23 protein-coding genes are annotated in these 26,575 nt (G+C 56.3%); 13 read left to right on the plus strand and 10 right to left on the minus strand.

The genetic code is table 11. From position 1 onward, the window contains the following. Positions 1-5: 5 nt before the first annotated feature. The 5 genes from mltG to fabD form a co-directional block, all read right to left on the minus strand. Positions 6-1,160: an endolytic transglycosylase MltG gene (gene mltG, locus ACXAEW_RS16355; RefSeq protein WP_474942339.1), complete on the minus strand. Its 1,155-nt coding sequence runs from the start codon at positions 1,158-1,160 to the stop codon at positions 6-8. Further along, positions 1,161-2,426 (minus strand): beta-ketoacyl-ACP synthase II, encoded by a 1,266-nt coding sequence (gene fabF / locus ACXAEW_RS16360; protein ID WP_474942340.1) that lies wholly within the window; start codon positions 2,424-2,426, stop codon positions 1,161-1,163. Between the two features lie 706 nt (positions 2,427-3,132). Next, the gene (locus ACXAEW_RS16365; protein WP_028091986.1) at positions 3,133-3,366 is read right to left on the minus strand and encodes an acyl carrier protein; all 234 of its coding nucleotides are present in this window, start codon (positions 3,364-3,366) and stop codon (positions 3,133-3,135) included. Between the two features lie 280 nt (positions 3,367-3,646). Next, entirely contained in the window at positions 3,647-4,384 is a 738-nt protein-coding gene (gene fabG, locus ACXAEW_RS16370) for a 3-oxoacyl-[acyl-carrier-protein] reductase (RefSeq protein ID WP_474942341.1), read from the minus strand. Between the two features lie 72 nt (positions 4,385-4,456). Continuing rightward, entirely contained in the window at positions 4,457-5,389 is a 933-nt protein-coding gene (gene fabD, locus ACXAEW_RS16375; protein ID WP_474942342.1) for an ACP S-malonyltransferase, read from the minus strand. A gap of 191 nt (positions 5,390-5,580) precedes the next feature. On the opposite strand from fabD, the gene ACXAEW_RS16380 reads away from it, so the two are divergent. Then, positions 5,581-6,861: a cytochrome b/b6 domain-containing protein gene (locus ACXAEW_RS16380; RefSeq protein WP_474942343.1), complete on the plus strand. Its 1,281-nt coding sequence runs from the start codon at positions 5,581-5,583 to the stop codon at positions 6,859-6,861. A 395-nt stretch (positions 6,862-7,256) separates the two neighbouring features. Here the strand turns inward: ACXAEW_RS16380 and ACXAEW_RS16385 are convergent, their stop codons facing one another. Then, entirely contained in the window at positions 7,257-7,835 is a 579-nt protein-coding gene (locus ACXAEW_RS16385) for a YceI family protein (RefSeq protein WP_474942344.1), read from the minus strand. Between the two features lie 207 nt (positions 7,836-8,042). After that, positions 8,043-8,630: a hypothetical protein gene (locus ACXAEW_RS16390; RefSeq protein WP_474942345.1), complete on the minus strand. Its 588-nt coding sequence runs from the start codon at positions 8,628-8,630 to the stop codon at positions 8,043-8,045. A gap of 338 nt (positions 8,631-8,968) precedes the next feature. On the opposite strand from ACXAEW_RS16390, the gene rpsF reads away from it, so the two are divergent. The 8 genes from rpsF (at position 8,969) to ACXAEW_RS16430 (ending at position 15,267) form a co-directional block, all read left to right on the plus strand. Beyond that, the gene (gene rpsF / locus ACXAEW_RS16395; RefSeq protein ID WP_474942346.1) at positions 8,969-9,322 is read left to right on the plus strand and encodes a 30S ribosomal protein S6; all 354 of its coding nucleotides are present in this window, start codon (positions 8,969-8,971) and stop codon (positions 9,320-9,322) included. 28 nt (positions 9,323-9,350) lie between these two features. Next, a complete protein-coding gene (gene rpsR / locus ACXAEW_RS16400; RefSeq protein WP_005982441.1) occupies positions 9,351-9,578 on the plus strand; it encodes a 30S ribosomal protein S18 in 228 nt (75 codons plus the stop codon). Positions 9,579-9,590: 12 nt separating this feature from the next. After that, the gene (gene rplI, locus ACXAEW_RS16405) at positions 9,591-10,208 is read left to right on the plus strand and encodes a 50S ribosomal protein L9 (RefSeq protein ID WP_474942347.1); all 618 of its coding nucleotides are present in this window, start codon (positions 9,591-9,593) and stop codon (positions 10,206-10,208) included. A 196-nt stretch (positions 10,209-10,404) separates the two neighbouring features. Next, positions 10,405-11,100, plus strand: coding sequence for a VPLPA-CTERM sorting domain-containing protein (locus ACXAEW_RS16410; protein WP_474942348.1), 696 nt, complete (start codon positions 10,405-10,407; stop codon positions 11,098-11,100). 587 nt (positions 11,101-11,687) lie between these two features. Then, complete coding sequence (locus ACXAEW_RS16415) at positions 11,688-12,062, plus strand: hypothetical protein (protein WP_474942349.1); 375 nt, start codon at positions 11,688-11,690, stop codon at positions 12,060-12,062. Between the two features lie 349 nt (positions 12,063-12,411). Further along, complete coding sequence (locus ACXAEW_RS16420) at positions 12,412-12,843, plus strand: transglycosylase SLT domain-containing protein (protein ID WP_474943053.1); 432 nt, start codon at positions 12,412-12,414, stop codon at positions 12,841-12,843. Positions 12,844-13,004: 161 nt separating this feature from the next. Then, a complete protein-coding gene (locus ACXAEW_RS16425; protein ID WP_474942350.1) occupies positions 13,005-14,060 on the plus strand; it encodes a Hint domain-containing protein in 1,056 nt (351 codons plus the stop codon). A 172-nt stretch (positions 14,061-14,232) separates the two neighbouring features. Continuing rightward, the gene (locus ACXAEW_RS16430) at positions 14,233-15,267 is read left to right on the plus strand and encodes a Hint domain-containing protein (RefSeq protein WP_474942351.1); all 1,035 of its coding nucleotides are present in this window, start codon (positions 14,233-14,235) and stop codon (positions 15,265-15,267) included. 144 nt (positions 15,268-15,411) lie between these two features. On the opposite strand, the gene tig is transcribed toward ACXAEW_RS16430, so the two are convergent. Next, positions 15,412-16,743 carry a trigger factor gene (gene tig / locus ACXAEW_RS16435; protein WP_474942352.1) on the minus strand — a complete coding sequence of 444 codons (1,332 nt, stop codon included), beginning with the start codon at positions 16,741-16,743 and terminating at the stop codon, positions 15,412-15,414. A gap of 270 nt (positions 16,744-17,013) precedes the next feature. Between tig and ACXAEW_RS16440 the strand changes: the two genes are divergently transcribed. Continuing rightward, positions 17,014-17,220: a peptidyl-tRNA hydrolase gene (locus ACXAEW_RS16440; RefSeq protein ID WP_474942353.1), complete on the plus strand. Its 207-nt coding sequence runs from the start codon at positions 17,014-17,016 to the stop codon at positions 17,218-17,220. Positions 17,221-17,273: 53 nt separating this feature from the next. Here the strand turns inward: ACXAEW_RS16440 and ACXAEW_RS16445 are convergent, their stop codons facing one another. Together ACXAEW_RS16445 and ACXAEW_RS16450 are read right to left on the minus strand one after the other, a co-directional pair. Further along, positions 17,274-17,807, minus strand: a complete 534-nt coding sequence (locus ACXAEW_RS16445) for an NADPH-dependent FMN reductase (protein WP_474942354.1) — start codon at positions 17,805-17,807, stop codon at positions 17,274-17,276. 77 nt (positions 17,808-17,884) lie between these two features. Further along, complete coding sequence (locus tag ACXAEW_RS16450) at positions 17,885-21,934, minus strand: non-ribosomal peptide synthetase (RefSeq protein WP_474942355.1); 4,050 nt, start codon at positions 21,932-21,934, stop codon at positions 17,885-17,887. A 1,153-nt stretch (positions 21,935-23,087) separates the two neighbouring features. Between ACXAEW_RS16450 and ACXAEW_RS16455 the strand changes: the two genes are divergently transcribed. From ACXAEW_RS16455 to ACXAEW_RS16465, 3 genes are read left to right on the plus strand one after another with little or no spacing between them, the layout of a single operon-like run. Further along, positions 23,088-23,354 carry a hypothetical protein gene (locus ACXAEW_RS16455; protein ID WP_474942356.1) on the plus strand — a complete coding sequence of 89 codons (267 nt, stop codon included), beginning with the start codon at positions 23,088-23,090 and terminating at the stop codon, positions 23,352-23,354. Beyond that, positions 23,351-23,806, plus strand: coding sequence for a plasmid mobilization protein (locus ACXAEW_RS16460; RefSeq protein WP_474942357.1), 456 nt, complete (start codon positions 23,351-23,353; stop codon positions 23,804-23,806). Before ACXAEW_RS16455 ends, ACXAEW_RS16460 begins: the two co-directional genes overlap by 4 nt. Beyond that, positions 23,803-26,517, plus strand: a complete 2,715-nt coding sequence (locus tag ACXAEW_RS16465) for an AAA family ATPase (protein ID WP_474942358.1) — start codon at positions 23,803-23,805, stop codon at positions 26,515-26,517. The genes ACXAEW_RS16460 and ACXAEW_RS16465 overlap by 4 nt, the downstream gene beginning before the upstream one ends. Positions 26,518-26,575 lie beyond the last annotated feature (58 nt).

Here is a 26,575-nt window from a genome sequence, read left to right on the forward strand (position 1 = left end):
AACGATCAGTTGTTCTGCCGCTGGGCCTCGATCTCGCGCCATTTGGCGACGTTGGCGTTATGTTCGGCCAAGGTCTCGGCAAAGGCGTGGCCACCGGTGCCATCCGCAACAAAGAAGATGAAATCCGTATTCGCCGGGTTTACCGCCGCTTCAAGCGAAGCAAGGCCCGGGTTGGCGATGGGGGTCGGCGGCAGGCCCTCGATCACATAGGTGTTCCAGGGGGTCGCGCGACGCAGCTCGCTTTGTCGCAGGCCACGGCCCAAGACACCCTTGCCTTCGGTCACGCCGTAAATCACGGTCGGGTCCGTTTGCAGACGCATACCGCGGTTGAGACGGTTGGTGAACACAGATGCCACCTGGCGACGCTCGGCTGCGACACCGGTTTCCTTTTCGATGATCGAAGCAAGGATCAGCATCTCTTCGGGTGTGGTGACGGCTGCATCCGGAGCGCGGGTGGCCCAGGCGGCTGCGACGCGTTCCTGCTGACGGCTGGTCATCTCTGCCAGAACCTCGGCGCGTTCCGACCCCGGACGCACCTCATAGCTGTCAGGCGCCAGAGACCCTTCGGGCGGCAAATCACCTGCATCGCCATCCAGAACGTCCAGAGATTTCAGAGCCTCAACCACCTGCCAGCTGGTCACACCTTCGGCCAGCGCGATCCTGTAGCGGGTATCACTTTCACTGCGCACGCGGGTGTAATCGGCAGGAACCTCTTCTACACCCGGCTGGAACTCTGCTTTTTCGACAAAGCGGTTCGTCGCAGGATCCAATTCACGCACCTCTGCCAGAACGCGGGTGACGCCCACACGATAGACGACCTCGGTGCCGCAGGTGGAGGCTCCGCCACGGGTGATCTGATCGGTGATCCCCGCCATCGAAGCGCCCGGCTGTACGAGATAGCTACCGGCCTTCAGCTGGCTGGTTTTATCCGCGTATTTGGCACCGATGCGGAAGATCGGCGCGGATGTCACCGCGCCTTCCTCGGCCAGTTTCTCACTGACGCGGGTGATATTGGTGCCCCGTTCTACACGCAGGCAGATCGCGGCCTCCAACGGGCCATCAGACGTGTATTGCGACTGCCCCCACAGGATGACGCCGCCCAGAAGGAACAGCATCGCCGCAAGGATGGTCAGCATATTGGAGGCCAGGCTGCGCCACATTTATTCGGTCTTTCCGAAAATGAGAGAGGCGTTGGTGCCGCCAAAGCCGAAAGAGTTCGACAGGGCGATGTCAATCTTGCGCTCTCGTTTGGCGTTGGGGGCCAGATCAACCGGAGTTTCCACGGCTGGATTGTCCAGATTCATGGTTCCCGGCGCCACCTGATCCCGAATCGCCAGGATCGAGAAGATCGCCTCAATCGCGCCAGCCGCGCCCAAAAGGTGGCCGGTGCAGGATTTGGTCGACGACATTGTCACATTGGCTGCGTGATCACCCAGCAACCGCTCAACAGCACCCAGCTCGATGGTGTCTGCCATCGTCGAGGTCCCATGCGCGTTGATATAATCAATGTCTTCCGGCTTGAGCTTGGCACTGGCCAGCGCCGCATTCATCGACCGCTCGGCCCCGTCGCCATCCTCGGACGGCGCAGTGATGTGATAGGCATCGCCGGACATACCATAGCCCAGAACCTCGGCATAGATCTTGGCGCCGCGTGCCTTGGCGTGATCATAGTCTTCCAGAATCACAACCCCCGCGCCTTCGCCCATCACAAAGCCATCGCGGTCTTCATCATAAGGACGGCTGGCGGCTTTGGGATTGTCCCCATGTTTGGTGGACAGCGCCTTGCACGCGTTAAATCCGGCAATGCCGATCTCACAGATTGCAGATTCGGCGCCGCCGGCTACCATCACCTCGGCCTCGCCGGCGCGGATAATACGGGCCGCATCCCCGATGGCATGCGCACCGGTCGAACAGGCTGTCACAACAGAATGGTTCGGCCCTTTGAAACCGTGACGAATCGACACCTGACCAGAGATCAAGTTGATTAATGCGCCGGGAATAAAGAACGGCGATACCCGGCGCGGGCCTTTGTCTCGGATCAGCCCGGCAGTATTCGCAATGGATGAGAGGCCGCCAATACCTGACCCAATCATGACGCCAGTACGCAGACGGCTTTCTTCGTCTTCTGGTGTCCAACCCGCATCCCTGACGGCCATCTCCGCAGCGGCGATCCCGTACAGGATAAAGTCTTCGATTTTTTTCTGGTCTTTCTTGATCACCCAATCGTCGGGATTGAATGTGCCATTGGTTCCGTCTCCGCGCGGAACTTCGCAGGCGTAGGTGGTGGTGACACCGCTGGCCTCTGCATCAAAGAGCGTGATTGGGCCAGCTCCGGACTGACCATCCAACAGACGAGACCATGAGTCCTCGACGCCACTTGCCAGCGGCGTTACCAGTCCCAGACCTGTCACAACTACTCGACGCATTCCTTGCTCTCCTTTGCCTCGGCAATACCGGACACCAAATAGCTTGGAATGACGCACGGGTGCAAGTGGCGCTGAAGCATAAGGCAGTTCAGCGATCAAATTGACTTTTTCTGATAAAGTTACCCTGTAATTAAGGCTTTGGTAATGATTTCCCGTGCAAGTTGTGGGTGTCGTTGGAAGACCCCCACCACAAACACCCTTTTTTGGTTCCAAGGGTGCAAACGCGCGGGGTGAGGATCCCCTGCCTCAGCCCGCGCACTTTTTTGTCCATTCTCGAAGAAATCGACGCCCTGGAACAAGGGCGTTTGGGGCAAGGAAGGACTGTCCCGGAAGGTCTGCCTTAAACTGATGGGGCTTCTCGTGAGGGTTGGCTCATCAGACGGATCAAATGTAACCTTGGGCTGTATGACCCGCCTCATTTGGGCAAGGCGCAATTGCGCTAGCCTGTTATGCCAGTTCCGGTTTTCCCGGGAATGTTTCTGACGCACGCAACCCCCAGAGACCTGAACCGAAGCCTGCGCGAACAACCGCATCCGCTGGACACCGATTATTCACGCTGGAAACCCGCCACTCTGCGGAAATGCTCTTCGTAAAAAGTAGGCGCTTGTTTCCACTTACGCCCCTTCGTTCGCCCACCTCCAACAGAAAAAGCGCGACCCTTTCGAGCCGCGCTTTGAAACAGATATAACAGTCGTCAGACCAAAGCTTAGGACGCTTCGGTGATGAACTTTACTGCGTCGCCAAAAGTCTGGATTGTTTCGGCTGCGTCGTCCGGGATCTCGATGCCGAACTCTTCTTCGAAGGCCATAACCAGCTCAACGGTGTCCAGGCTGTCTGCGCCCAGATCGTCGATAAAGGACGCATTTTCGGTCACTTTATCTTCTTCAACACCCAGGTGCTCTACAACGATCTTTTTAACGCGATCTGCGACGTCGCTCATGTCTTTTCCTCGTTTTTTCAGGGCATGATGCCCGGTTTTGCCGTTGCCCGATCGGGATGGCGTATGGTTGCCCGATCTGGGCAGTTGGCTCTCCCGGATGGGAGAAGTCCCGCATCGTACAGTTGCACGCGCGGGCGCGAATATGCGCCGCCCTATAACATAGACTGCTGCCGACGCAAACGTTTTCACATCGTTAATCGAACAGCAATCCCGAAGACGCGACGTTCGGCCCTAGATGGAGATGGCGGACGCAGGAAACAAGCCCTGTCCGCCAAATCCTTTACAGCATGGCCATACCGCCGTTGACGTGCAGTGTCGCTCCGGTGGTGTAACCAGCCTCGTTGGACGCCAGATACAGAACAGCAGAAGCGATTTCCTGGCTTGACCCCATGCGGCCCGCCGGGATCTGGGTCAGGATGCCTTCTTTCTGTTTGTCGTTCAGCTTATCGGTCATCGCAGTGGCGATAAAGCCCGGAGCAACAGCATTTACGGTGATCCCGCGGTTGGCCACTTCATAGGCCAGGGATTTTGACATGCCCACCATGCCCGCTTTGGCGGCGGCATAATTGCCCTGGCCGGGGTTGCCGGTTGCGCCCACAATAGAGGAAATATTGATGATGCGCCCCCAGCGCGCTTTCATCATGCCGCGCAGAACCCCCCGGCACAGGCGCATGGTGGAGGTAAGGTTCACGTCGAGAACGCTCTGCCATTCCTCATCCTTCATACGCATAAAAAGATTGTCACGGGTGATGCCTGCATTGTTGACCAGAATATCAACCGAGCCCATGGCCTCAGCAGCCTGTTTCGGAAGGGCTTCCACGGCTTCCGCGTCGCTCAGGTTGCAGGTCAGGACGTGGGCACGGTCACCAAGTTCGGCGGCCAGCGCGTGCAGCGGGTCCGGCCGGGTGCCGGAAAGCGCAACAGTCGCACCCGCTGCATGGAGCGCGCGCGCAATGTCGCCGCCGATGCCACCGGATGCGCCCGTGATGAGGGCATTCTTGCCAGTCAGATCAAACATGTCATTTCCTCTGTATCAGATAGGGATCGGAACTCGGTCCACACCCTTTTGGAATCCTTGTTAAGCGCTGGGTTATGCGCCGACCACGGCGGCCACGTTTTCCGGTGTTCCCACCTGTTTCGACCCCAGGCTGCGGTCGATCTTGCGGATCATGCCCGACAGCGCCTTGCCCGCGCCGATTTCCCAGAACTCGGTCACCCCTTTTTCAGCCATCGCCTGGACGCTTTCACGCCAGCGCACGGATCCGGTCACCTGTTCTACCAGCAACTCGCGGATCAGGGCCGGGTCGCTTACTGCATCGGCCCGAACATTGGCAATCAGAGGCACCACGGGAGATTTGATCTCAACACCGGCAAGTGCCTCAGCCATCGCATCTGCGGCGGGCTGCATCAGCGCGCAGTGGAAAGGTGCCGACACCGGAAGCATCACTGCGCGTTTGGCGCCTTTTTCCTTGGCGATTTCAGCTGCACGTTCGACGGCTGCCTTGGAGCCCGAAACCACAACCTGGGTCGGATCATTGTCATTGGCGGCCTGACAGACCTCGCCCTGTGCAGCCGCTTCGGCCACGCCGCGTACCGCGTCAAGATCGAGGCCGAGGATCGCAGCCATCGCACCTTCCCCCACCGGCACGGCGCTTTGCATCGCCAGCCCGCGGGTGCGCAACAGGCGCGCAGTATCCGCAACCGAAATCGCACCGGCTGCGGCCAATGCGGAATATTCACCCAAAGAGTGACCCGCCACAAATGAGGCCGTTTCGATGGTCACCCCTTCCGCCTCAAGCGCGCGCATGGCCGCAAGCGACGTCGCCATCAGCGCAGGCTGCGCATTTTGGGTCAGGGTCAGAGTTTCAATCTCGCCGTCCCAGATCAGTTGGCTCAGGCTTTCCCCAAGCGCCTCATCCACCTCATCGAACACAGCCTTGGCTGCGGGATAGGCCTCTGCGAGCGCTTTACCCATGCCGATGGTTTGGGCACCCTGCCCCGGGAACACAAATGCGATTGTCATCATGACCTCGTCTAATTTCGCCATTTTGCCTGATTTACATGCGCTTCCCTCCGGGCACAAGCAAAGCACGACCTGATGCAGGTGTCTTGTGCGCATTTACGTAATTCACTTCACTGTGCAGTCGTGAATGTTTGATAGTAGACGCCACGCGCGCCTATGCCCGTCACTGCACAGCTACAAGGACCCTCCTCGTGTCACTGAAGAACACATTCTCCAGCTACGGAACCGTCGCCAAGAGTTTTCACTGGGCCACGGTCCTTCTGATCTTTTCCGCCTTTCCAATCGGTTACTTCGCCAATGAACTGGCCCATGAAATCGGTTCTGCAAATTTTGACGGCAACGCAGATGTGATCGCCCGCGCCGTGTTTCTGTTTTCGATCCACAAGACGTTGGGCGTTGCAGCCTTCTTCACGGCGTTGGCCCGGATCCTCTGGGCCGTAACTCAGGAAAAACCGGGCCTGCTGCACCCGGACAACAAACCAGAGGCGCTGGTTGGTGAAGCGGTTCACTGGCTTCTTTACCTCTTGATGGTGCTGGTGCCACTGTCCGGATGGGTGATGCATGCCTCCGAGGTGGGCTATGCGCCGATCTGGTGGCCCTTTGGTCAGGATCTGCCATTTGTACCGAAATCCGAGGCGGTCGCGGCCGTGGCCGGCGGTGTGCACTGGCTCTTTGTCTGGACCTTGTTCGGCGTTGTGGGTTTGCATGTGGCCGGTGCCTTGAAACACCATGTAATCGACAAGGATACAACCCTGTTGCGGATGCTCCCATTTGGCGGAACCTCTCCCCAGCCTCCGGTGCAGAGCCATGACGCCAAACCCCTTGGCGTGGCTGTGGTTGCGCTGGTCGCGGTTCTGGCAGTGGGCAGTGGCATCGGCGTGTTTTCCGGCCATGACCATGATCATGATCATGACGACCACGACCACGCGACCACAAGCACCGAGGCTGTTGCCGCCATTGAACCCTCTGGGGCGGACGTGAAAGACGCTTGGATTGTGCAGGCCGGAACTCTTGGCATCCAGGTGATCCAGGGCGGAGCTGCCGTGGACGGCTCGTTTGCGGATTGGGCTGCGGACATCCGGTTCACCAATCCTGAAGAGCCCGGCCCAGCAGGGTCGGTCAAGGTGACAGTGGGCATTGCTTCCCTGTCGCTCGGCTCGGTGACAACACAGGCTCTGGGGGCTGATTACTTCAACGCCGATGCTTTCCCCACTGCGGTTTTTGACGCTGAAATTGAAAAGCTGGCCAGCGGCTATCAGGCTGTCGGCACGCTCACCATCCGCGACAAGACCCAACCTTTCACCCTGCCCTTTGATCTCAACATCGACGGTGACACGGCCTCAATGGTCGGCGGCTCCAATCTGCAGCGGTTGGATTATGACGTGGGCCTGTCCCAAAAGGATGAAAGCACTGTTGGCTTTACTGTGGAGATTTCGGTCGATCTGACGGCAAAGCGGGCGGCGGACAGCTGATTTAGCCACCCCGGTTGGAATTCAGAAGAGCAGCGCCGCAAGTGCTGCTCTTTTTGTATGGAGAGATCGGCTTTTGAGGGTCACAAGATTTGCAAGCGTGCAGGATGGCAGTGTGCCGCGTCTGCGCTGGATCAGTTGAGAACGGGTTCAGAAACACAGATCAAAACCCATAATCATTACTTTCCCACTCAGGAAACAGGTCTTTTCCGTCTAAGCTGTCACCCTGTCTAAAGTGTCACCCGAATGCGGTTCGCGCGGCCTATCAAAACCTTCAGCACCTGTTCCGTTCCAAAGGCACCGCTCTTTAAGAGGCCCCGTCTGAAGCTGAAACGGGCAAACAAAAAACCGCCGCTCCCAAAAGAAGCGGCGGTCTAATTTTTGAAAGGAGGGCGCGATTACTCGGCTTTGCCGGCCTCGATGGAAATCACAACCGGGATTTCGTCAGCTACAAACGGAACAAATGCGCCAACGTTGTAGTCGGTCCGCAGCAGAGTTGTGGTTGCGTTGAAACCAACCCAAGGCTTCTTGCTCATCGGGTGAGAGTCGGTAACGCTGTTCATCTTGGCGTCCAGAACAACGGATTTGGTCACGCCGTTCAGGGTCAGATCGCCGGTGATTTTGGCAGTGTCATCGCCGGTGATTTCGATACCGGTAGAAACAAAGCTGACCATTTCTTCTTCAGAGGCGTCAAAGAAGTCTGCAGACATAAAGTGTTCAAAACGCGCTTCCCAACCGGTCAGCATGGTTTTGACAGGGAACTCGACCTTGACAGAAGAATTGGCCGGGTCTTCCTGGTCGAACATGATCTCGCCTTCAAAGCCGGAGAACATGCCGTAAATTGTCGAAAAGCCCAGGTGGTCGAACGAGAACAGAACGTTGGAGTGACCAGGATCCAAGTTGTATTTCTCGGGAGCTGCGACAGCAGCGGTTGCGCCAGCGGCAACCAGGGCGGCTGCGGTCAGGATGCGTTTCATGGTAAGGCTCCGTAATTTGTTGTAAATCATGGACGCAAGTTGCCCGATTGCGTCGATAAATGAAGCCGGTTTTTTCCAACACTCACTGTGCTTTGACACACAGTAAGCTCATACCATTTTGCACAAGTGTCACGTTTCACCACTGATGGAGGCCCATCGTCACACGGATCGTAAAAAAGGGATCAGTTTCTGCTGCCGACGCCCTCTTCAGGACAGGATCGGCAGTTCACCAGAAAGCCCTTCACGCAGAAAGGCGCGCATTTCGCGATTTGGAATGGGCATTTGCATAAGGGGGCTGCCATCGCGTTCGAGCACATGAAATTTACGCGCTTCCAACCGGACACCGCCGAGGCTTTCAAATTGGCGTCGCAATAACACCACTTCCTGTCCGTTGCGCAGACGGCGCACCAACCGCAGTTCTTGCGCCTCCCGATCAAAACAGATGTCCGGACCAAACCAGAATTCTGCACGCAGGAACACAAAACATCCCATCGCCATCATCCCCGTGCTGACGCCGATCAAAGTCACAAGCAGATCAGTCCGTGTCAAAAGACCATAGGCCAGCAGCGCACCACCGAAGCAGCAGGACAGCAGTCCCACAGTTTGCAGAACACGCTGTGCCAGAGACAGGCTTTGCACAGTTGAAAACCACGTGCGGGAAGAGACCGGCCCTTCGTCTGCTATTGCCGAGCTACCATGCGGCAGCGACGGTTGATACTCCGTCGTCAGGGGACTTTGTTTGACGGTCTGATTGACCTTCTGGAAATCTCCAACCGGTGCATCCAACATTGCCATATCTCACTCCCTCCTGTGAGCTGCTGAAAGATCGCGCCTGCGTCGAACGGCAGACAACTTAACGCTTCGTTAACTCACTCATCCATTGGAATTGCGGTCCAAATGCGGCGGAGAAAAGGAGAGACCTAGAAATTGTCAGGTCATTTTCCGCCCCCTCAGAATCCCAGACAAAGGCAGATCGCAGCTTTGCGCCTTCAACGCTTGCCATTCTGGCCGCAACCTGTATACGGAGCACTCCTTCCGCAACTTATTTCGATCCGCGCAGACTCTCGTGGTGGGGCAGCGGAAGGTCATTTGCCCTATCTTTGAAATGCGCCTTGAAAGAAACAGGAGTTCGCATGCCCCTTTATGAGCATGTAATGATTGCGCGTCAGGACCTGTCCAACTCGCAAGCTGAAGGCCTTATTGAACACTTCGGTGCTGTTCTGTCCGACAACGGCGGTAAGCTGGTTGAGCAGGAGTACTGGGGCGTTAAGACCATGGCCTATAAGATCAACAAAAACCGCAAAGGCCACTATGCCTTTCTGAAAACCGACGCACCTTCTGCTGCGGTTCAGGAAATGGAACGCCTGATGCGCCTGCATGATGACGTGATGCGCGTTCTGACCATCAAGGTCGACGAGCACGCCGAAGGCCCCTCCGTTCAAATGCAGAAACGTGACGAACGCGACACCCGTCGCGAGCGCCGCTGATCTTAGCTTGAGAAAAGGACGCTAAACCATGGCAGCCAAACCGTTTTTCCGCCGTCGCAAAGTATGCCCGTTCTCGGGCGACAACGCGCCGAAAATCGACTATAAAGACACCCGTCTTCTGCAGCGCTACATCTCTGAGCGTGGCAAGATCGTACCGTCCCGCATCACCGCCGTTTCCGCAAAGAAACAGCGTGAGCTGGCCCGTGCTATCAAACGTGCCCGCTTCCTGGCTCTGCTGCCCTACGCTGTGAAATAAGGAGATACTGATATGCAAGTTATCCTTATGGAACGTGTGGCCAAACTGGGCCAGATGGGTGAAGTCGTAGACGTCAAGCCAGGCTACGCTCGCAACTTCCTTCTGCCGCAAGGCAAGGCCAAGACCGCTTCTGAAGCGAACCTGGCTGCATTCGAGGCCCAGAAAGCGCAGCTGGAAGCGCGCAACCTGGAAACCAAGAAAGAAGCAGAAGCTCTGGGTGAGAAACTGGACGGCGAACAGTTCATCGTGATTCGCTCCGCTTCCGACGCGGGCGCGCTTTATGGTTCTGTCACTCCCCGTGACGTTGCCGAAGCCGCAACCGCAGCTGGTTTCACCGTAGACAAGAAACAGATCGCTCTGATCAACCCGATCAAAGAGCTGGGTCTGCACGCTGTCGCAGTGAACCTGCACCCGGAAGTTGCTGTTCAGGTTCAAATGAACGTTGCGCGTTCGGCAGAAGAAGCTGAACTGCAAGCATCGGGCAAATCGATCCAAGAGCTGGCCGCCGAAGAGGAAGCCGCTGCGGAATTCGAAATCTCTGAGCTGTTCGACGAGATCGGTGCCGCGGCATCTGATGACGACGACGCACCGGTTGCAGACGCAGCACCGGCGGAAGAGACCGAAAACTAAGGTTTTCGCCTCCGTATTGTTTGGCAAAGGCCGTCCCTTGGGGCGGCCTTTGTCTTGCGTTTCAACCCTTTAATTAACAGCCTGTCCCCTGCCAGTTTTCACGGGGTGATCACGTTTATTGGAGCGTGTCGTTCTTGGATTGAGCTCGAGAAAGTATTGGTCGACTTATAGCGCGTTGCTTTTCCAGGAGAAAAATATGTCCTTTAAATTTAATATTTTATCTGCCGTTTGCATCGCCCTCAGCGCGACAGCAGCGCAGGCTGTGACTATCGTCGGTTATGACATCCGCAATGCGTCACCTCAAAACACACTCAGCCAAAGGTTCGACTATACCGGCACAGTCACACCCTCTGCCGAAGGTGTTCCGGGTACTGTCGATCTGCTTGGTGGTACAGGATCACTGACTGATGGCGTCATCCCGACAACACTCACGGGCCTCAATCCATTTGACAGCTCCAGTTCCCCCAATGCCGCGATCACGTTGTACTTTGACAGCTTTATCCAAGTCGGCAGCATTGAGCTTTTTGGGCTAGAGAGACAAGCCAATGGCTTTGGCGGTGCGATCACGAACGTCCTGGTCACAATTGGCGACTTTCGTGAAAGCTTTGAAACCATCGGTTTCGGGCTTGAGAACCGCGTCGGTCGATTGGTCAACGATCTGGTTGACCTCGAAGGCAGTTTTCTCAGCACATTGGAAACGGACCGGCTGACTCTGTCCGGATTTGTCACGGATCAGGTCTTCTTTGGCGATGCCTTTACCTTGGGTGAAATCACGGTTTCCGAGGCCACAGGTGTCGCGCCCGTTCCCCTTCCTGCGGCTGGCGGGATGATGCTTGCGGGCCTCGCAGGTTTGGCAGCGGTGCGCCGTCGTAAAAAACGTGTTGCGTCATAAATGAAAAAACATTGAGGACTCACTCACGCGTGGGTTCTCAGCCCTTTATGTTTTCAGAATAGGCAAAACAAATTCGGATCGCATAATCAGCGTTCCGGCTTTCAAATACCCATAGCGTTGCGACGGAACCACTGCGCTTCCCCCAGTTGGACCTCCGCTGGACTTAGGTCGTTCGCAGAATTTTGCGGGGTTGCTGCCCTTTGGCAGCGCAAACAGTCCTAAACCTTATCTAAAGTATGCCACCACGCCCCCCTGCGCAAAAAAGCGCGCGGATCTTAACCTAATGTCTAAGATGAAGAACCAGCCAAGAGGCGATACCTTTGGTTTAGGAACACTCTGACTCAGAAAAGCTTTTCCGTCTGGGTGTTTGTTCTTCAACACGGACCCCACCGTCGCGAAGACCACTCCAGAAAGGAGATGGAGACAGGCCTGCGCCCACTCGCAGGCCTGTTTGCTTTTAGTGCCTCCCGCCTCGTATCAGCCATATGCAAATTTGATGAGTTACGCCGCCCAAGCATTCGTCTATTAGAAATTCGGCGAACATTTGCAAATGGGTTTCGTTGTTTTTCAATGCATTAGGAGCTGACATGCCCATAAAATTCTATCTGACCGCCGCTGCGGTTTTCCTGGCTCAACTGGCCGCTTGCACCCAATCAGCAGAGAAGGCCCCTCTGCGCGCCACCGGTCCGACGAATGCCTATTATACCTCGGACCTGGCTGAATGCCGCAGGGCTGCGGCGCAGTATGATCAGGAACTGGTTGGCCAAGGCGCTGCGGTTGGTGCGTTGCTCGGTGCCGTCGCCGGCGCAACTGAGGCGGATGATGACCTCGAAGGCGCACTGGCCGGGACGGCAATTGGTGCAGGTCTTGGCGCGCTGGAAGGTGAAAGTGACAAACAGGACAGCCGCCGCGATATGACCGTGCGCTGTATGCAAAACAAAGGCCATCCGGTGATCGGCTAACCCTTGCGCCGCAGGAATGTGCGCCGCTGGTATGATGAGAGAGCCAGGACATGAGGGAAACAGATCCGGCTCTCTCTCAAACTTGGTCGGGCAAGAGGCGATAAGCACGACCATACCTTGGGGGGAAGCGCCTCTGTCTTCGACGTCAAATTGCCCAAATTCCCCTCTCTTAACAAATTCTTAGTCTGTAAAATTTTCCACAGTTCACAACCACTGGGCAATTCTCTGCGCATCCGGTTTTCAGACCTTGGCCTTTAAGAAACAAGCTGCACAGTGGACGCCATGCTCGCACAAGAAAGAAGAGGACCCAGCCATGAACCGACGATCTTTTATCCTATCATTTGGTTGGATGGCCCTGGTTGCAGCCTGCAGCGCCGCTGAACCCCCTGCCCAGCCGACCTATGATCCGCCTCTTTTTCCGAATGAGACACCGGAACTGCGCCAGAAAATCAACTTCTGGGCCGATCATTATGAGGTGCCGCGCAGCCTTGTGCATCGCCTTGCCGTCCGTGAAAGCACCCACCGTCCCTGGGCTGTAAACCGTCCCTATTACGGCCTGCTGCAGATCTTGCCTGCCACCGCACGATCAATGGGGTTCAAGGGAGCACCCCAGGATCTTCTGGATGCTGACACCAATCTGGAATTCGCCGTCAAATATCTGCGCGGTGCCTGGATTTTGTCAGATGGCAGTCAGGACACCGCCGTCAAACACTACTCCCGAGGATATTATTATGAGGCCAAGCGGCGCGGTTTGTTGCAGGAAACGGGGCTCAGACCCTAGGCCTGCCCTTTGGCGCGACATGTGATTTGGACAATGCGAAGATAGACGGACCGGATATGCTCGCAGAAAAGTGAGGCGGCTATAAACTGTTCCTTAGGGGGGATGCGCGAGGCTTGCGTGAAGAGCACCCCCTTTGACCGTTTGACTATTGACGATGCGCCATGACCACGACAACCACGTTCCAGGTTATTTACCTGGGAAACCTGCCTGATATCGACGGCACCGAAGGGAATTGGATCTCTGAGAACGCGAGCGATCTGGTCGGGCTGGAATTCGGGGATGCCAGCTCACCGCTTGCTGAAAGCACAGCCACATGGAGCCAGGTTGGTGGCGCTGACAACACCTATGACATGGACAACATCAGCGACACGGATCTGTTTTCCATAAATGGCGGTCCTGATCAAACCTTTGACGGCGTTGCAGTCTATCACGCCACGATCACCTATATGGATGGGACTACCGCCAATATAACAGCGACTGTGGCGCAGGACGTCACCGGTGAAACCTATCTGACGCCTGAATTCTCTGACAACGCTGACCATGCGGCGCTTGAACATGACATGATCAAATCAATCTCACTGGATTCGGTTGCAGAAAACGATCTGGTCGGCTTGATTGCCGCTCGCCAGGATATGCAGATGGTAACCTGTTTTTCCGCTGGAACGCGGATACGCGCGGCTCAGGGTGAAGTCCCTGTGGAGCATTTGCGGATCGGCGATCTTGTCAGAACATTTGATCGCGGCCTCCAACCGATCCGCTGGATTGGCTGCGTAACCGTTTCCGCACAAGGGGCGCGCGCGCCAATCCGGTTTGAGGCGGGAACCCTGCAGAACACCCGTCCTTTGTTGGTTTCGCCTCAGCATCGCCTTTTGGTCCGGGGCGCCAAGATCGAGCTGTGCCATGGCACAACAGAGGCGCTGGTTGCTGCGCATCATATGCTCCACAGCAAAGGCGTGACGCGCCGTCCGGGGGGCTCTGTCACATACTACCATATTCTGTTTGATCAGCATGAACTGATTTGGGCAGAAGGCACCCCGGCTGAGAGCTTCTATCCAAGTGAGTTAAGCCTGTCAGCCCTGCCGCCAGCAGCACGCCAAAACCTAGAAGCCGTCCTGGCTGACCTGGAAATGCCATCACTGAACCAAGGCGTCTATGGCCCCCTTGTGCGCAGTGAAATTCCGCCCGGCATTTGGCCCGCAATCTGTCCTCTTGTTTAGGGCAACCAATGTACATTCGAACAAGAACGCTGCTCCATAACACCTTCTAAACGTTTGCCAAATAATGACAAATTTCGGATCTTGCTTACCTTTTCCTAACGTTTTGCGTGCATTTATCTAAAAGTCACGATTTCGACGGAGCGCTCCTTGCACTCCTTTGGGAACTAAATTTATGCCGAGTACATATACAGTCCTCTATCTGGGAAATGTCGCGGATATCGACACGACTGAGGGAAATATAGTCTCAGAAAATGCAAGCGCGCTTGTTGGGCTCGAATTCGGTGACGCGAACAATCCCCTGGTGGACAGTGCGGCAACCTGGTCAGCCTACGGCCAACCAGGCCCCTATTATAACACCAATAGCTTTACCGATACGGATCAGTTTACCATCAACGGTGGACCGCCGCAGACCTTTGATGGCACCGCCACCTATTACGCCACGCTGACCTATATGGATGGCACAACGGCCTCCATCACCGCTGTCATCGCTCAGGACACGGATGGCAATGCCTACCTCATGCCTGAATTTCCGGAAAACGAAGACCAGACAACTCTGGAAGCTGGTATCATCAAGTCGATTTCTCTCGATGGGCTGGAATCCAATTCATACGACGGGCTTACAACCACGCGCAACCCATGGGATCTTGTGACATGTTTTGCCGAAGGAACCCGCATACGCGCGACCCACGGTGACATCCCGATAGAGGCTCTATCGGTTGGAGATCAGATTGTCACCGTCGATCACGGAGTGCAACCTCTGCGCTGGATCGGCTGTTCCACCGTGGCAGGCCATGGCAAGGCTGCGCCCATTGTCTTTGCTCCCGGCGCTATTGGAAATCGGCGCCCTCTCGCCGTTTCGCCGCAGCACCGGATCCTGGTGCGAGGCCCTCATGTGGCGCTTTGCGCCGGCACAGACGAGGGCCTTGTTCCCGCGCTGCATATGGTAAACGACGACAGTATCTGCCAAACGCCTCGCCCATGGGTGCGCTATTATCACCTTCTTTTTGACCACCATGAACTCATTTGGTCCGAAGGCGCCTTGACCGAGAGTTTCTTTCCCTCCGGTCTGGGATATCAGGCCCTTCCCTCTGATACACAAAGGGAATTTGCCCGCTTGTTCCCTGGTTTTTACAATGCCGGCACAGCGCCTGCGATCCCGCTTGCCCGCCCTGCCCTCACCAAATCAGAATGGCGCGCGATGCAATAGCGCAACCTGCAGCGCGCCGCAGGCGCGCTGCCACGCCCAACAGCCGCAGCCCCCGCAGGGGTCGCGCGGTTGGCGGGAGCCACCGGATCCACAAAAAAAGACCGCCCCTTGGGGCGGCCTTCCTATTTTAAAACCTGGCAAAGATCACTCTTCGTCCAGCGCCTCAACTGCTTTTTGCAGATCGTCTTTGGAAACTTCTTTCTCAGAGACTTTTGCTTGCTCAAGAATGTGATCAACCACTTTGTCTTCAAACAGCGGCGCGCGCAGCTGTTGCTGCATCTGCGGGTTCTGCTGGATGAATTCAAAGAACTGACGCTCTTGGCCCGGATACTGACGCGCCTGCGCCATGATCGCTTGGGTCATCTCGGCATCAGTGATTTCAACCTCGGCCTTCTGGCCAATTTCAGCCAGCAACAGGCCCAGACGCACACGGCGTTCGGCCAGGGTGTTGTGCTCGTCGGTTGCTTCGATTTCCGGGTGATCGTGGCCTTGCACGTCCGGGTTTTCTTCGTGCCACAGCTGGTGTGCGATTTGCTTGGCTTCTGCGTCAACCAGGCTCGGCGGCAGCTCGAACGACACGAGACCGTCCAGCGCGTCCAAGAGGCCACGCTTCATCACAGCGCGCGAGGCACCTGCGTATTCTGCTTCCAGGCGCTCAGAGATCTGACCCTTCAGCGCATCCAGATCTTCGGCACCGAATTTTTTTGCCAGCTCGTCGTCAATCTTAGCGGCTTTGGGCGCTTTGACTTCCTTGACCTTGCAGGTAAAGACCGCGTCTTTGCCCGCCAGGTGCTCTGCACCGTATTCTTCGGGGAATGTAACGTTTACGTCTTTTTCTTCACCGGCTTTGGTGCCAACCAGCTGCGCTTCGAAACCCGGGATAAAGGAGTTCGACCCCAGTGTCAGCGGGTAATCGTCGCCTGCACCGCCATCAAAGGCTTCGCCGTCAACTTTACCCAGGAAGTCGATCACAACCTGATCGCCATCTTCTGCTGCTGCACCCTCTTCGCGCGCCTCGAAATCGGTCGCGGTTGACGCCAGGTTTTCCAGCGCTTCGGTCACGGCTGCATCGTCAGCTTTGACAACCAGTTTTTCCAGCTCAACGCCAGAGAAGTCCACATCCGGGATCGCCGGCAGGGCTTCATAGGTCATTTCGACATTGACGTCGTCGCCTTCTTTCCAATCTTCATTGGTCATTTTGACGTCGGGCTGCAGCGCAGGACGGTCGCCGCTTTCTTCGAAGTGCGCAGTCATCGCACCGTCGATTGTTTCCTGCATGGCCTCGCCCATCAGGCGCTGACCGAACTGCTTTTTCAGCAGTGCCATCGGCACTTTACCTTTGCGGAAACCCTTCATTTCGATTTCGGGCTGCGCTTCAACCAGCTTTTCATTCACCTTGGCTTCCAGATCAGTGGCTGGAATGGTGATTGCGTAGCCGCGTTTCAAACCTTCGTTTAGTGTCTCGGTGACCTGCATCGTGCTCCCCACAAGAGATTCGGGGCATGCGCGCAGACGCAGCCCTCAGACAATTTGTGGCCTTCTATTGGGCCAGACGCGCCTGCGCAAGAGGCATTGCCAAAATCCAAGCCACTCAAACGGGAAATCCGCGGTTTTTCGCGTTTTTACGTGCCGCGTGGGGTATTAACCATTTATTCACAATGCTCCTTCTTGACCGATCTGTACCCGATTTTTGCCATTTTCTGTTCATAGGCTCCCCTCTGAGACCACCATCCGGGGAGATGAGACATGCAAACTGCCACAAAACGCGCACTGAATGGTTTCACGCAAACCACGCTGGAAACCGCTTTGGAGATCCAGGAACTGATACTGCGCCGCCGTATGCTGTTCCGCCTGCTGCGCGGTTTTGACTTTGACGCGCCGGTCGCACGGAATGAATCGATTTCCGATGTGGTCCCGGACTGGATGAAAACGCCAGAATTCACACCTGTCTGACGGGCGCGTGCGAAACTGAATAGGTCGCGCAATCCCCGCAGTTCGCCTACGTATTAGCGGCTTTTATTCGCGCAATATTGCGCAAAATCAGATAGGTATGACCGTACCTGCGCGGCGGTGTCTGGTTCCAGAACCGCTGCGCGGACCTCTTTGGGTGCGTGTTTCAACAGCGGGACACGCAGGAAGATCTCGGTGCAAAAGCATTCACTGACCGTGGACAGAACCAGTCGCAGCTGTTTCAGCACATCGTCACCACGGTGCGAGGCATGAAGCAAGGCAATCGGTTTTGCGATAATCTCGTCCCGTGACACCAGCCAGTCCAATGCGTTTTTCAGGCCGCCCGGAATGGCGCGTACATATTCCGGGCTTGCGATCAAAAGACCGTCACTGTCCCGGATCTGTCGCGCAAAACGTTCCACATTCGCGGGGCAATGCCGTTCATTGTCCGGCGAAAAGACTGGCAAATCAGCCACTTCAGAGAATACCGTGATGTCATGCTGAGGTTTGCCAATCTCGGCCACAGCCTTCAACAAGGCTGTATTCGTGGACAATTGGCGCGCACTGCCGGAAATCGCAAGAAACTTCATAAGCGGTCCATAAGCCGCTATTTTTAGGAGAACAAGCCGATACGAAGGCACGGCCCTAAGTGGGGCGACTTTGCGCTTTAGAGTTTCTTCACCCCTGGTGTTCTGGTTGTCTCCTGCCCACTGTGCAGCCCTTGGGTGGCAAGCGAAAGTCTGGAGCGCTGTTGCGCCTCCAGAGCATCCATCAAATGCAAGGCCAACACGGCGACATTTGGCTCTTCCAACATGGACAGGTGGCCACCCGGCACATCATGCACCTCAAAGCCGCTGTCCGCCACCGATGCCCAACCCAGCCCGGTTTCGATGCTTTTCGGAGTGTCATAGAAATGGCTTTCAGCCCGAAAGATTGTCAACGGAACCTTGAGCGCGCTGGGGGAATAGGCCTGCACAGCCAATTCGTTTGACGCGATGAATTCAAACACCGACATCGGCGCTTGACCTTCACCCTGCGCCGCAGCCTCTTGCAGCTGCTTGCGGGCAAAATGATTGCGCAGATCATGCAAACGGTTGTGAATAACCTGCGCCGGGAAGGTCCACCCCAAATAGCGCGCGCGTTTCACATGGGCCCAGATCCGCCGCAGGCCCTGATATTCATCCCGTCCTTCTGGACCGGCCGCATCAAAAAGAGCGAGCAAGGCAACCTCCCGTCCAGCAGCCTGCAGCTGCCGGGCCAGTTCAAACGCCATATAGCTCCCCAAGGACACCGCCATCAAGTTGATCGGTCCGTCCGGGTAATATTGCATAATATCAGCGCAATAGCGTTTTGCGGTGAATTCAATACCGGTTGGCGTATTTTCGTCCAGCGCCCCAACCGAAACCCCCATAATGGGCTGATCGGTTCCAAGGTATTTCGACAATGGTCCAAAGAAGCCTTTGCGGGCACCAAGGATATGAACGGCAAACAAAGGTGGGCGATTTCCCAACGGCTGGATTGGGATGATATGTTTAGGTCTGCTGCTGCCCGTTTCCAAAATACGTGCCAAGCCCCGCGGGGTCGGGTTCTCCTGCAGCTCGATCACTCCAAGCTGTTGTCCGGTCAAAGCGCCCAGACGTCCCAGAAGTTCAAACGCCATCAGGGAATGCCCCCCAAGGTCGAAAAAATCATCTGTCACGGACACAGATGGGCGCCCCAGAACACGTGCCATCACAGCCCGAACCTGACGTTCCAGATCGGTTTCCGGCAAAGCTGTCTTGGTCTTCTTTGGGGACGTGCCGTCATTGGATGGTCGCGGCAGAGACTTCAGGTCAATTTTCCCCCCTGCCGTGGTGGGAAAGTCATCAACCATGACCAGTTTGGGCAGCATGTACCCAGGCAAGACCTGACTGAGCGCCTCTGACAGCGCATCCCGATCCAGCCCTTCTGCCATTTTGACCCAAGCCACCAAAAAGGCCGTGGGCTGATCCTGATCCAGAACCTGGACCACCGCTTGCGCTGCGGGCAGAAGGTTTTCAACCGCGCGTTCGATATGGCGCAGGTCAATGCGAAAGCCGCGCAGCTTGACCTGACGGTCCTTGCGGCCATGAAACATCAGGTTGCGATCTTCCGCCCATTTTACCCGATCGCCGGTGAAATATATCCGCCCCTGCCCCTGAAAGGGATCCTTGCGAAACACAGCGCCAGTTTGGTCGGACAGGCCGATGTATCCCTGTGCAACAGCCGGGCCGCCAATGGCCAATTCCCCTTCGCCCCCCTGTGGGGCAAGGCTTCCGTCCTCGGCCAGCACATAGGTCAGAGCGTGGCCGGTGGGGCGCCCAATTGGAACCTCTGTCCCGGTGTTCACAGACCTTGCTTCATAGAGGGTGCAGGTAATTGTCGCCTCTGTCGGGCCATATCCGTTCATCCACCGGGTCTTAGGTGCAACATGCTGCCATTTCTGAAGCGCCGTGGGTTTGACCAACTCCCCCCCGACAATCATCAGACGCAGGCTCTCCGGCACCTGCCGGTGATGCTCTGCCAGATAATCCGTAAGAACAGTCCAGAAGGCTGTTGGTAGATTGGCAACCGAGATCTTTTCCGCCTCCAACCGGTCCATAAAGATGGCAGGCGACTGCGCCATTTCAATGTCGCGCAGAACCAGGGTTGCCCCGCTCAGCAAGGTGGGAAACACCTCTTCCAGCGCCACATCAAAGGACAGGCTTGCAAATTGAAGAACCCGATCTTCCGGCGTGAGCCTATAGGCAGGGATCAAAGCCTCAACATAGGCCGCAAAGTTGTTGCGCGTAACCGCGACCCCTTTGGGCGTGCCAGTCGAACCTGAGGTATAGATGACATAGGCCACAGCATCCTGCGCAACAGGGTCGACCTGCGGAGGATGTTCAGCGGGCGCGGCCACCGGATGAATGCGTGCCACACCCTTATGGGCTTCACCCCCGTTCTGGCGCGCGACAATCAAACATGCGCCACTGTCGCGGATCATATGGAGCTGCTGCGCGTCCGGATAGGTTGGATCAACCGGAACAAAGGACGCACCCAGTTTCAAAACAGCCAGCATTGCCACAACGAACTCGGGCGAGCGCTCCAATGAAATCGCCACCATACCCCCTGGACCCACCCCCTGCCCCTTCAGGACATGCGCCAGACCGTTCGCCTGTTGGTCGAGCTGTTTGAAGCTCAGCCCCCCCAATGGGCCATGTGCCTGCGAAACCGCCGGTGCCTGCCCTGGCTGGTTAAGCGGCACAACCGCGACCTGATCCCCCCGCCGCGCGACCTGATCCTGGAAGCGGGCCATGATATCCTTCGGTGTCGTCGTCACAGGCGTCTGTGGTTTTGCCAAAGACAGGAGCTGTGTGCGTTCCTGCGGGGTCATCATATCCAATGCGCCAATCGGAGTATCCAGAGACGCCGAAGACATGGCCGCAAGAAGGTTCTGAAAGTGGTCCAGCAACAACCGGGCAACTGAGGCGCCAACCACATCAGGCGCATACTCCAGCACAACATCAAGCGCCTGCGTGCCATAAACGGCCAAGGATAACGGCAGGCCGCCTTCTTCGTGCAATCTGATCTCAGGGCGCAGCGAGCCTTGGTAACCTGCATAAACAAGATCTTCCAGCGTGCCGCGTTCAAACATCACAACGGAACTGAACAAAGGCTGATGCCCGTCCAATCCGCCCCATTGGCGCAGATCACGTGGCTGCGTTTGTTCAAACCCATGCATGGCGCAGGTGTCCCGCCGCAGGCCTTGGACCAGATCAGCCAAGGTTCTGTCCCGTGTCAGCTTGACCCGCATTGGAAGTGTGTTGATCAGGCAGCCGACTGTGTTTTGGCTGTCCGGAACGGCAAACCGGCCAGAGCGCGCGGCACCAAAGGCAACCTCTGCCTGCCCTTGCCAACGCGCCAACACAACTCCCCAGGCGGCCTGAACGAAATTGGCGAGTGTTGTACCGCTTTCCTGACAGCGCTGCTCCAGATTTGATGTCAGATCCCTGTCTATCCGCGCGGTCAAAAGCGCCTTTCGACTGCTCGACGGCTCGGGCAGTGCGCGCAGGTCATCCGATACGGGCAGCGACAAATCTCCAATCGTGTCAAACCCGTCGAGATACTGCGCAAAGAACTCTTCAGCCTCACCCTGACTGTCGGAACGGGTTATCTCCGATAGGACACGCTGATAATCGGTGCCAATCTTCGCCGTAATCGCCCCGGTTTCGAGATACTGCAGAAATTCAGTCAGGATCTGGGCCATGCTGCGCCCATCCACAAGAGCGTGATGGATGGTCACAATAACAAAGCCGCTGTTTTCGCTGGTTCGCGCAGCCATCACACGCCAGCCAGGTCGACCGTCCAGAGAGACCCCGCGTTTTCTATCCTCTTCCAAAGTGTGCTGAAGGCACCCCTTACGCGCATCTGCGCTTTGGCCTGACCAATCCTGCTCATCAACCGTGACTGAAACCGCATCCAGAATGCGTTGCCTTGGCTGCTCAACATTCTGCCACTGGAAAACACTACGCAGAGCGGCATGTCTCGCGACCACCGCCGCCCAGCCCGCCCCGATCTCATGCGTTGATGGAAAGCTTGCATGAAACTTCAGAACGATCTGTTCGAGATTAATCCAAGGACGTTTGCAGCCATTACTCTCATAAATCATCGCCAACTGCATGGCTGAGACAGGCAGGCTTGAATGGGTCTTTTTCATGCGCGTCTCTAATCAATCTGTAGGCAAGTTAAGGACGAAGTGCGGAGAAACATGGCCCTCTTCTCTAACTGAATTCCAAGATTTTTGCAGAATTTTTATAAATCAGTTGGTAATTTCAGCGTCGAGTCAGTCCTTAGAGCAACAATTCACAAGGTTGCGAGTTTATTGTTTTTGGTCTGGAAGCAACACATCCGATACGGATCAATCTCTGGCGTCCACGCCTGAAAACCAGCGCTTTGCCCCGCGGCGTTCTTTCAAATTCAGAAACGGATCGATCCTTCTCCCGCGCCTTTCGGGCTGCACAGCCCCCGGATCGCACCAAACCTAGAACTGTCCCAGCGTCACAGTGTGGGATCGTCTCAAATACGTCTGATTTAAGTATACGAATGAGAATAATCTCGCTTTAGTTGTTTTGAAAACCAAGGACACACCTTTCGGGAGGGGGGGGGGGGGGGTAGTATGAAGAGCGACAGGCGACTTGTCTTATCTCACCTTAAATTCTCACGATTCACCAAACGTTAACCATCTTTTTTCTTTTTCAAATTTAAACTGTGCCAGGAGGAGGAAGAAATGACGCAGTTCAAAAGCTCAAAGGCGCAGGCCCAAAACGCGCATCGCCATTCCGCAGCGGCGAACGTAAAGGCGGCCGAAATGCCATTTTTGCAGGAAATGCCGCCCCGGCCTTATCACCCCCCCCCTCAGAAAACCGTTCTTCCCGGATGGTGGATCCTGCCCTCAATTGTCGCGGGCGCCGCATTCTGGCTTCTTTTGGTTCGCGCGATTTTATTCTAGCCGCTGCCAAAGCACCGATGTGCATTCAAAAAGATCTTCTCAGGGCAAACGCGAACAACGTCACGCACGGCGCGTATGAGGTCTTTTACCTGCGTTGCAGGGGTCGGATTACTCAAACTGGCACCCTTTAACATTTGCTTCGGAAACTAGGGCTTCAAAACCAGATGTTTGCTGGCTCAGCCTAGCCTTTGAACAAACGCGCGTACCGCACATGGTCAATCAGCCAAGAGCCAAAGTTCCTACGCAGGCAGAGTTCAGAACTCTATCAAAGTCCCCAAGACCGCGCAGGCTCCACCTTGCGGAATTGCTGCAGAAAATATGCGTAATGCGATACACGAATTTACGCGCCACCAGTAGGCACATGTTCATCAAACGCCATGGATACATTGTTCTTAAAGGGCAATTTTATCAAGCACAATCATTAGCGCTCATAGCTGGTGCACCGGGGAGGAGCAACCTAGAACCTTTTGAAGCGGATAAAGTGTTGTCTGCGCTTGAGGATTGGTCTGAGGTTTTGCAGGCTGATCCAGAGGTCTCGCGCAAGCTTGCGGCGTTTTCTGAGGCTGCTGAAGATACTTCAGTGGGTGACACGGACGTTCTGCCTCCCCCGCCCGAGCCAAGCCCATGAGAAAGGGCAAGGTCGAAACCAAGGCGACGCTGACGGCTGCGCATCGGGCAGCCGCAGGTGTACATACAAAAACCAAAGCTTCAAAGCGCCGGGAGTTGTCGCCTTTGACACTGCGCCTGACGGTTGAGGAACGGGCGCGGCTGGAAGAACTGGCGGCAGGGATGACGCTCAGTGCCTATGTGCGGGCTTGTGTCTTCGCTGAGGAAGAACGCCTGCGGGCCTCGCGCCCTGCGGATGCCATAGCGGAGAAGAAAGCATTGGCGGAGGTCATGGGTCTGCTCGGTCATTCTCGCATCGCCAGCAATCTGAACCAATTGGCGCATCATGCAAACCTTGGCCTGATGATTGAGGATGATCGCGCCAAAGCGCAGATCGCGGAGGCCAATCAGCATCTCTTGGCGATCCGCACGGCCTTGATGGCGGCGCTTGGCAAGGCGCGGAGGTCTGGATGATCCTGGAGGCCAACACACGCGGGTATGGGGCGGAGCTAGCGCGGCATTTGATGAACCCGCGCGACAATGACCATGTGACCCTGCACCGTGCAGAGGGTTTCTTGAGCCATGATCTGGCCAGCGCTTTTGCTGAAGTTGAAGCAATTGCCTCCGGCACCCGCTGCCGTAAATATCTGTTTTCCATGTCCTTCAATCCGCCCCTTGAGGCGGAGGTGCCGGTTGAGGTGTTTGAGCAGGCCATTTCTGATGCTGAGGCGCGCCTTGGCCTCTCAGGCCAGCCCCGCGCGATTGTCTTTCATGAGAAAAACGGACGTCGCCACGCCCATTGTGTGTGGTCGCGTATTGATCCCAAGAGCATGACCGCAATCCAGCTGCCACATTTCAAACGCAAGCTGATGACCTTGTCGCGTGAGATATATAGAGATCAGGGCTGGGACATGCCCGATGGGTTCAAGCGGTTTGAAGATCGCGATCCCCTGAACTATTCCCGCCAAGAAGCCGGACAAGCACAACGCGCGGACCGTGATCCCAAAGCGCTAAAAGCCAAGTTCCAAACTTGCTGGACGCAATCGGATGACCTGAACAGCTTTGCCGCTGCCCTGCAGGAGGAAGGCTTTCTGCTGGCGCGTGGATCGCGGCGTGGTTTTGTGGCCGTGGATGGCGATGGTAAGATCTGGTCGCTGTCGCGTTGGTGCGGCGTGCGCCCCAAAGATCTGCGCCAGCGTCTGGGAGCAGAAGACAGACTGCCCTCGGTGGAAGATGTTCAGTCGCAAACCAAAGACCTGCCAGCGCCAAAGAAGCAGCAGCCCACGCCCCTGTTTCAAAGGCGGCGGGATGAGCTGGTGATACGGCAACGGCAGGAACGTGAGGCATTGATTGAACAACAGGTCCAGCGGCAACGTGACCGTCTTCTGGCCCAACGACAGAGTGCTGGCAAAGGATTGCGCGCCCTGTTTGATCGGATGACCGGGCAAGATGTGGTCAAAAGAGACAAGGTCCTGTCTGAGGCGAAGGCCGCCCAGATTGCGGATCACGCCGAACAACAGGCTTTGATCACACGCCATTTGGCAGAACGCCGCGCTTTGGATCAGCGTGCACACGAGCGATCCCTGCAGCCGATCTTTGGCCGCAGCACAGATCCCGAACAGAGCCTCCAGATCCGCCCAGAGGCGCTGCCGTATACCGCTAAACAGTTGCGCAAAGATCCGGCACTGGTATTGGATCATATCTCGCAGAAAAAAGCCGCGTTCACCCGCACCGATGTGTTGCGGGGATTGGCACAGGCCTTACCGGACCCTATGGAATTGCAGGCCGCAACACGCACGGCGATGGCCTCAAGTGAATTGGTACCTCTGCAAAGCACCAGTGCATTGCAGCTGCGTTTCACCACCAAGGATTATCAAAAGGCCAAAGCGCAACTGCATGCCTCAGCTACCAAGCTGGAACAGCAAGGCGGTTTCCAGGTTCAAGACCAGCATATTACCCGCGCCATGGATGATCAGGACAGGCGTATGATGCAGGATTTTGGAGGCACGCTGAGCCACGAACAACGAAGCGCGCTGCATCATGTTCTGGGTGACAATCGCATGGCTTCTGTTGTCGGCCTCGCGGGTGCGGGCAAAAGCACCCTGCTGGACACCGCGCGTATGGCTTGGGAGCAACAAGGATTGCGTGTCCACGGGGCCGCACTGGCTGGGAAAGCTGCCGAAGGTCTGGAAGGCGCATCCGGCATCCCCAGCCGCACGCTGGCCTCACTGGAACTCTCTTGGAAGAACGGTCACAGCCCTATTTCCAAGGGGGATGTACTGGTGGTGGATGAAGCCGGGATGATCGGCACGCGTCAATTGGCGCGGATTACAAAACAGACCGATGAGATTGGGGCCAAGCTGGTCTTGGTTGGTGATCCAGAACAACTGCAACCGATTGAGGCAGGCACGCCCTTCCGGGATCTGGTTGCGAAACACGGCGCAGCACGCCTCACGGAAATCCACCGACAAGAAGCGGACTGGCAAAAACAGGCCTCCAAAGATCTGTCTGAGGGGCGCAGTCATCAAGCCCTAGCGCGCTACGCTGAGAAACAAGCCGTGTCGACGAACACCTCCAAGGAAGAGGCCATTGATCACCTCGCGGCGTCTTACGTGATGGACGTGGCCGCGCATGGTTCGCAGAAATCACGGCTTGCTTTGGCGCATAAACGCAAGGACGTGCACGCGTTGAACCAAGCTATCCGCGCCCAATTGCGTGAAGGACAACCGCCAGACATTGAACATCTCTATCACACGGAAACCGGACCGCGCGCCTTTGCTGCCGGGGATCGGCTGGTCTTTGGTAAGAATGACAAGGATCTGGGCGTCAAAAACGGCATGTTGGGCACGGTGACAGAGGTCAGCCAGGGGGAGCTAAAGGTCACGCTGGATGATGATCCAAAGCGTGATCTGCGGGTGAATACTCAAAAGTATCAGCATTTCGACCATGGCTACGCGGTCACAATCCATAAATCACAAGGGTCAACCGTGGATCAGGCCTATGTGCTCACCTCGCGCAGCATGGACCATCACCTGGCCTATGTCGCCATGACCCGGCACAAGTCAGATCTGCAGCTGTATCTGGATCAAAGCGATATGCCCAAATGGGCGCAGGACAGAGATCACCGAGACCGCACGCAAGAAAACCAGCACCACAGAGCCCGCGCTGGCCCCAGCCTGGGCTGACCGATCAATACGGGCGGTCAGCCCTCAGTGAAAATCAACACTGTTGGCCAATAGAGGA

The sequence above is a fragment of the Epibacterium sp. ABZ3_068 genome (assembly GCF_056159265.1).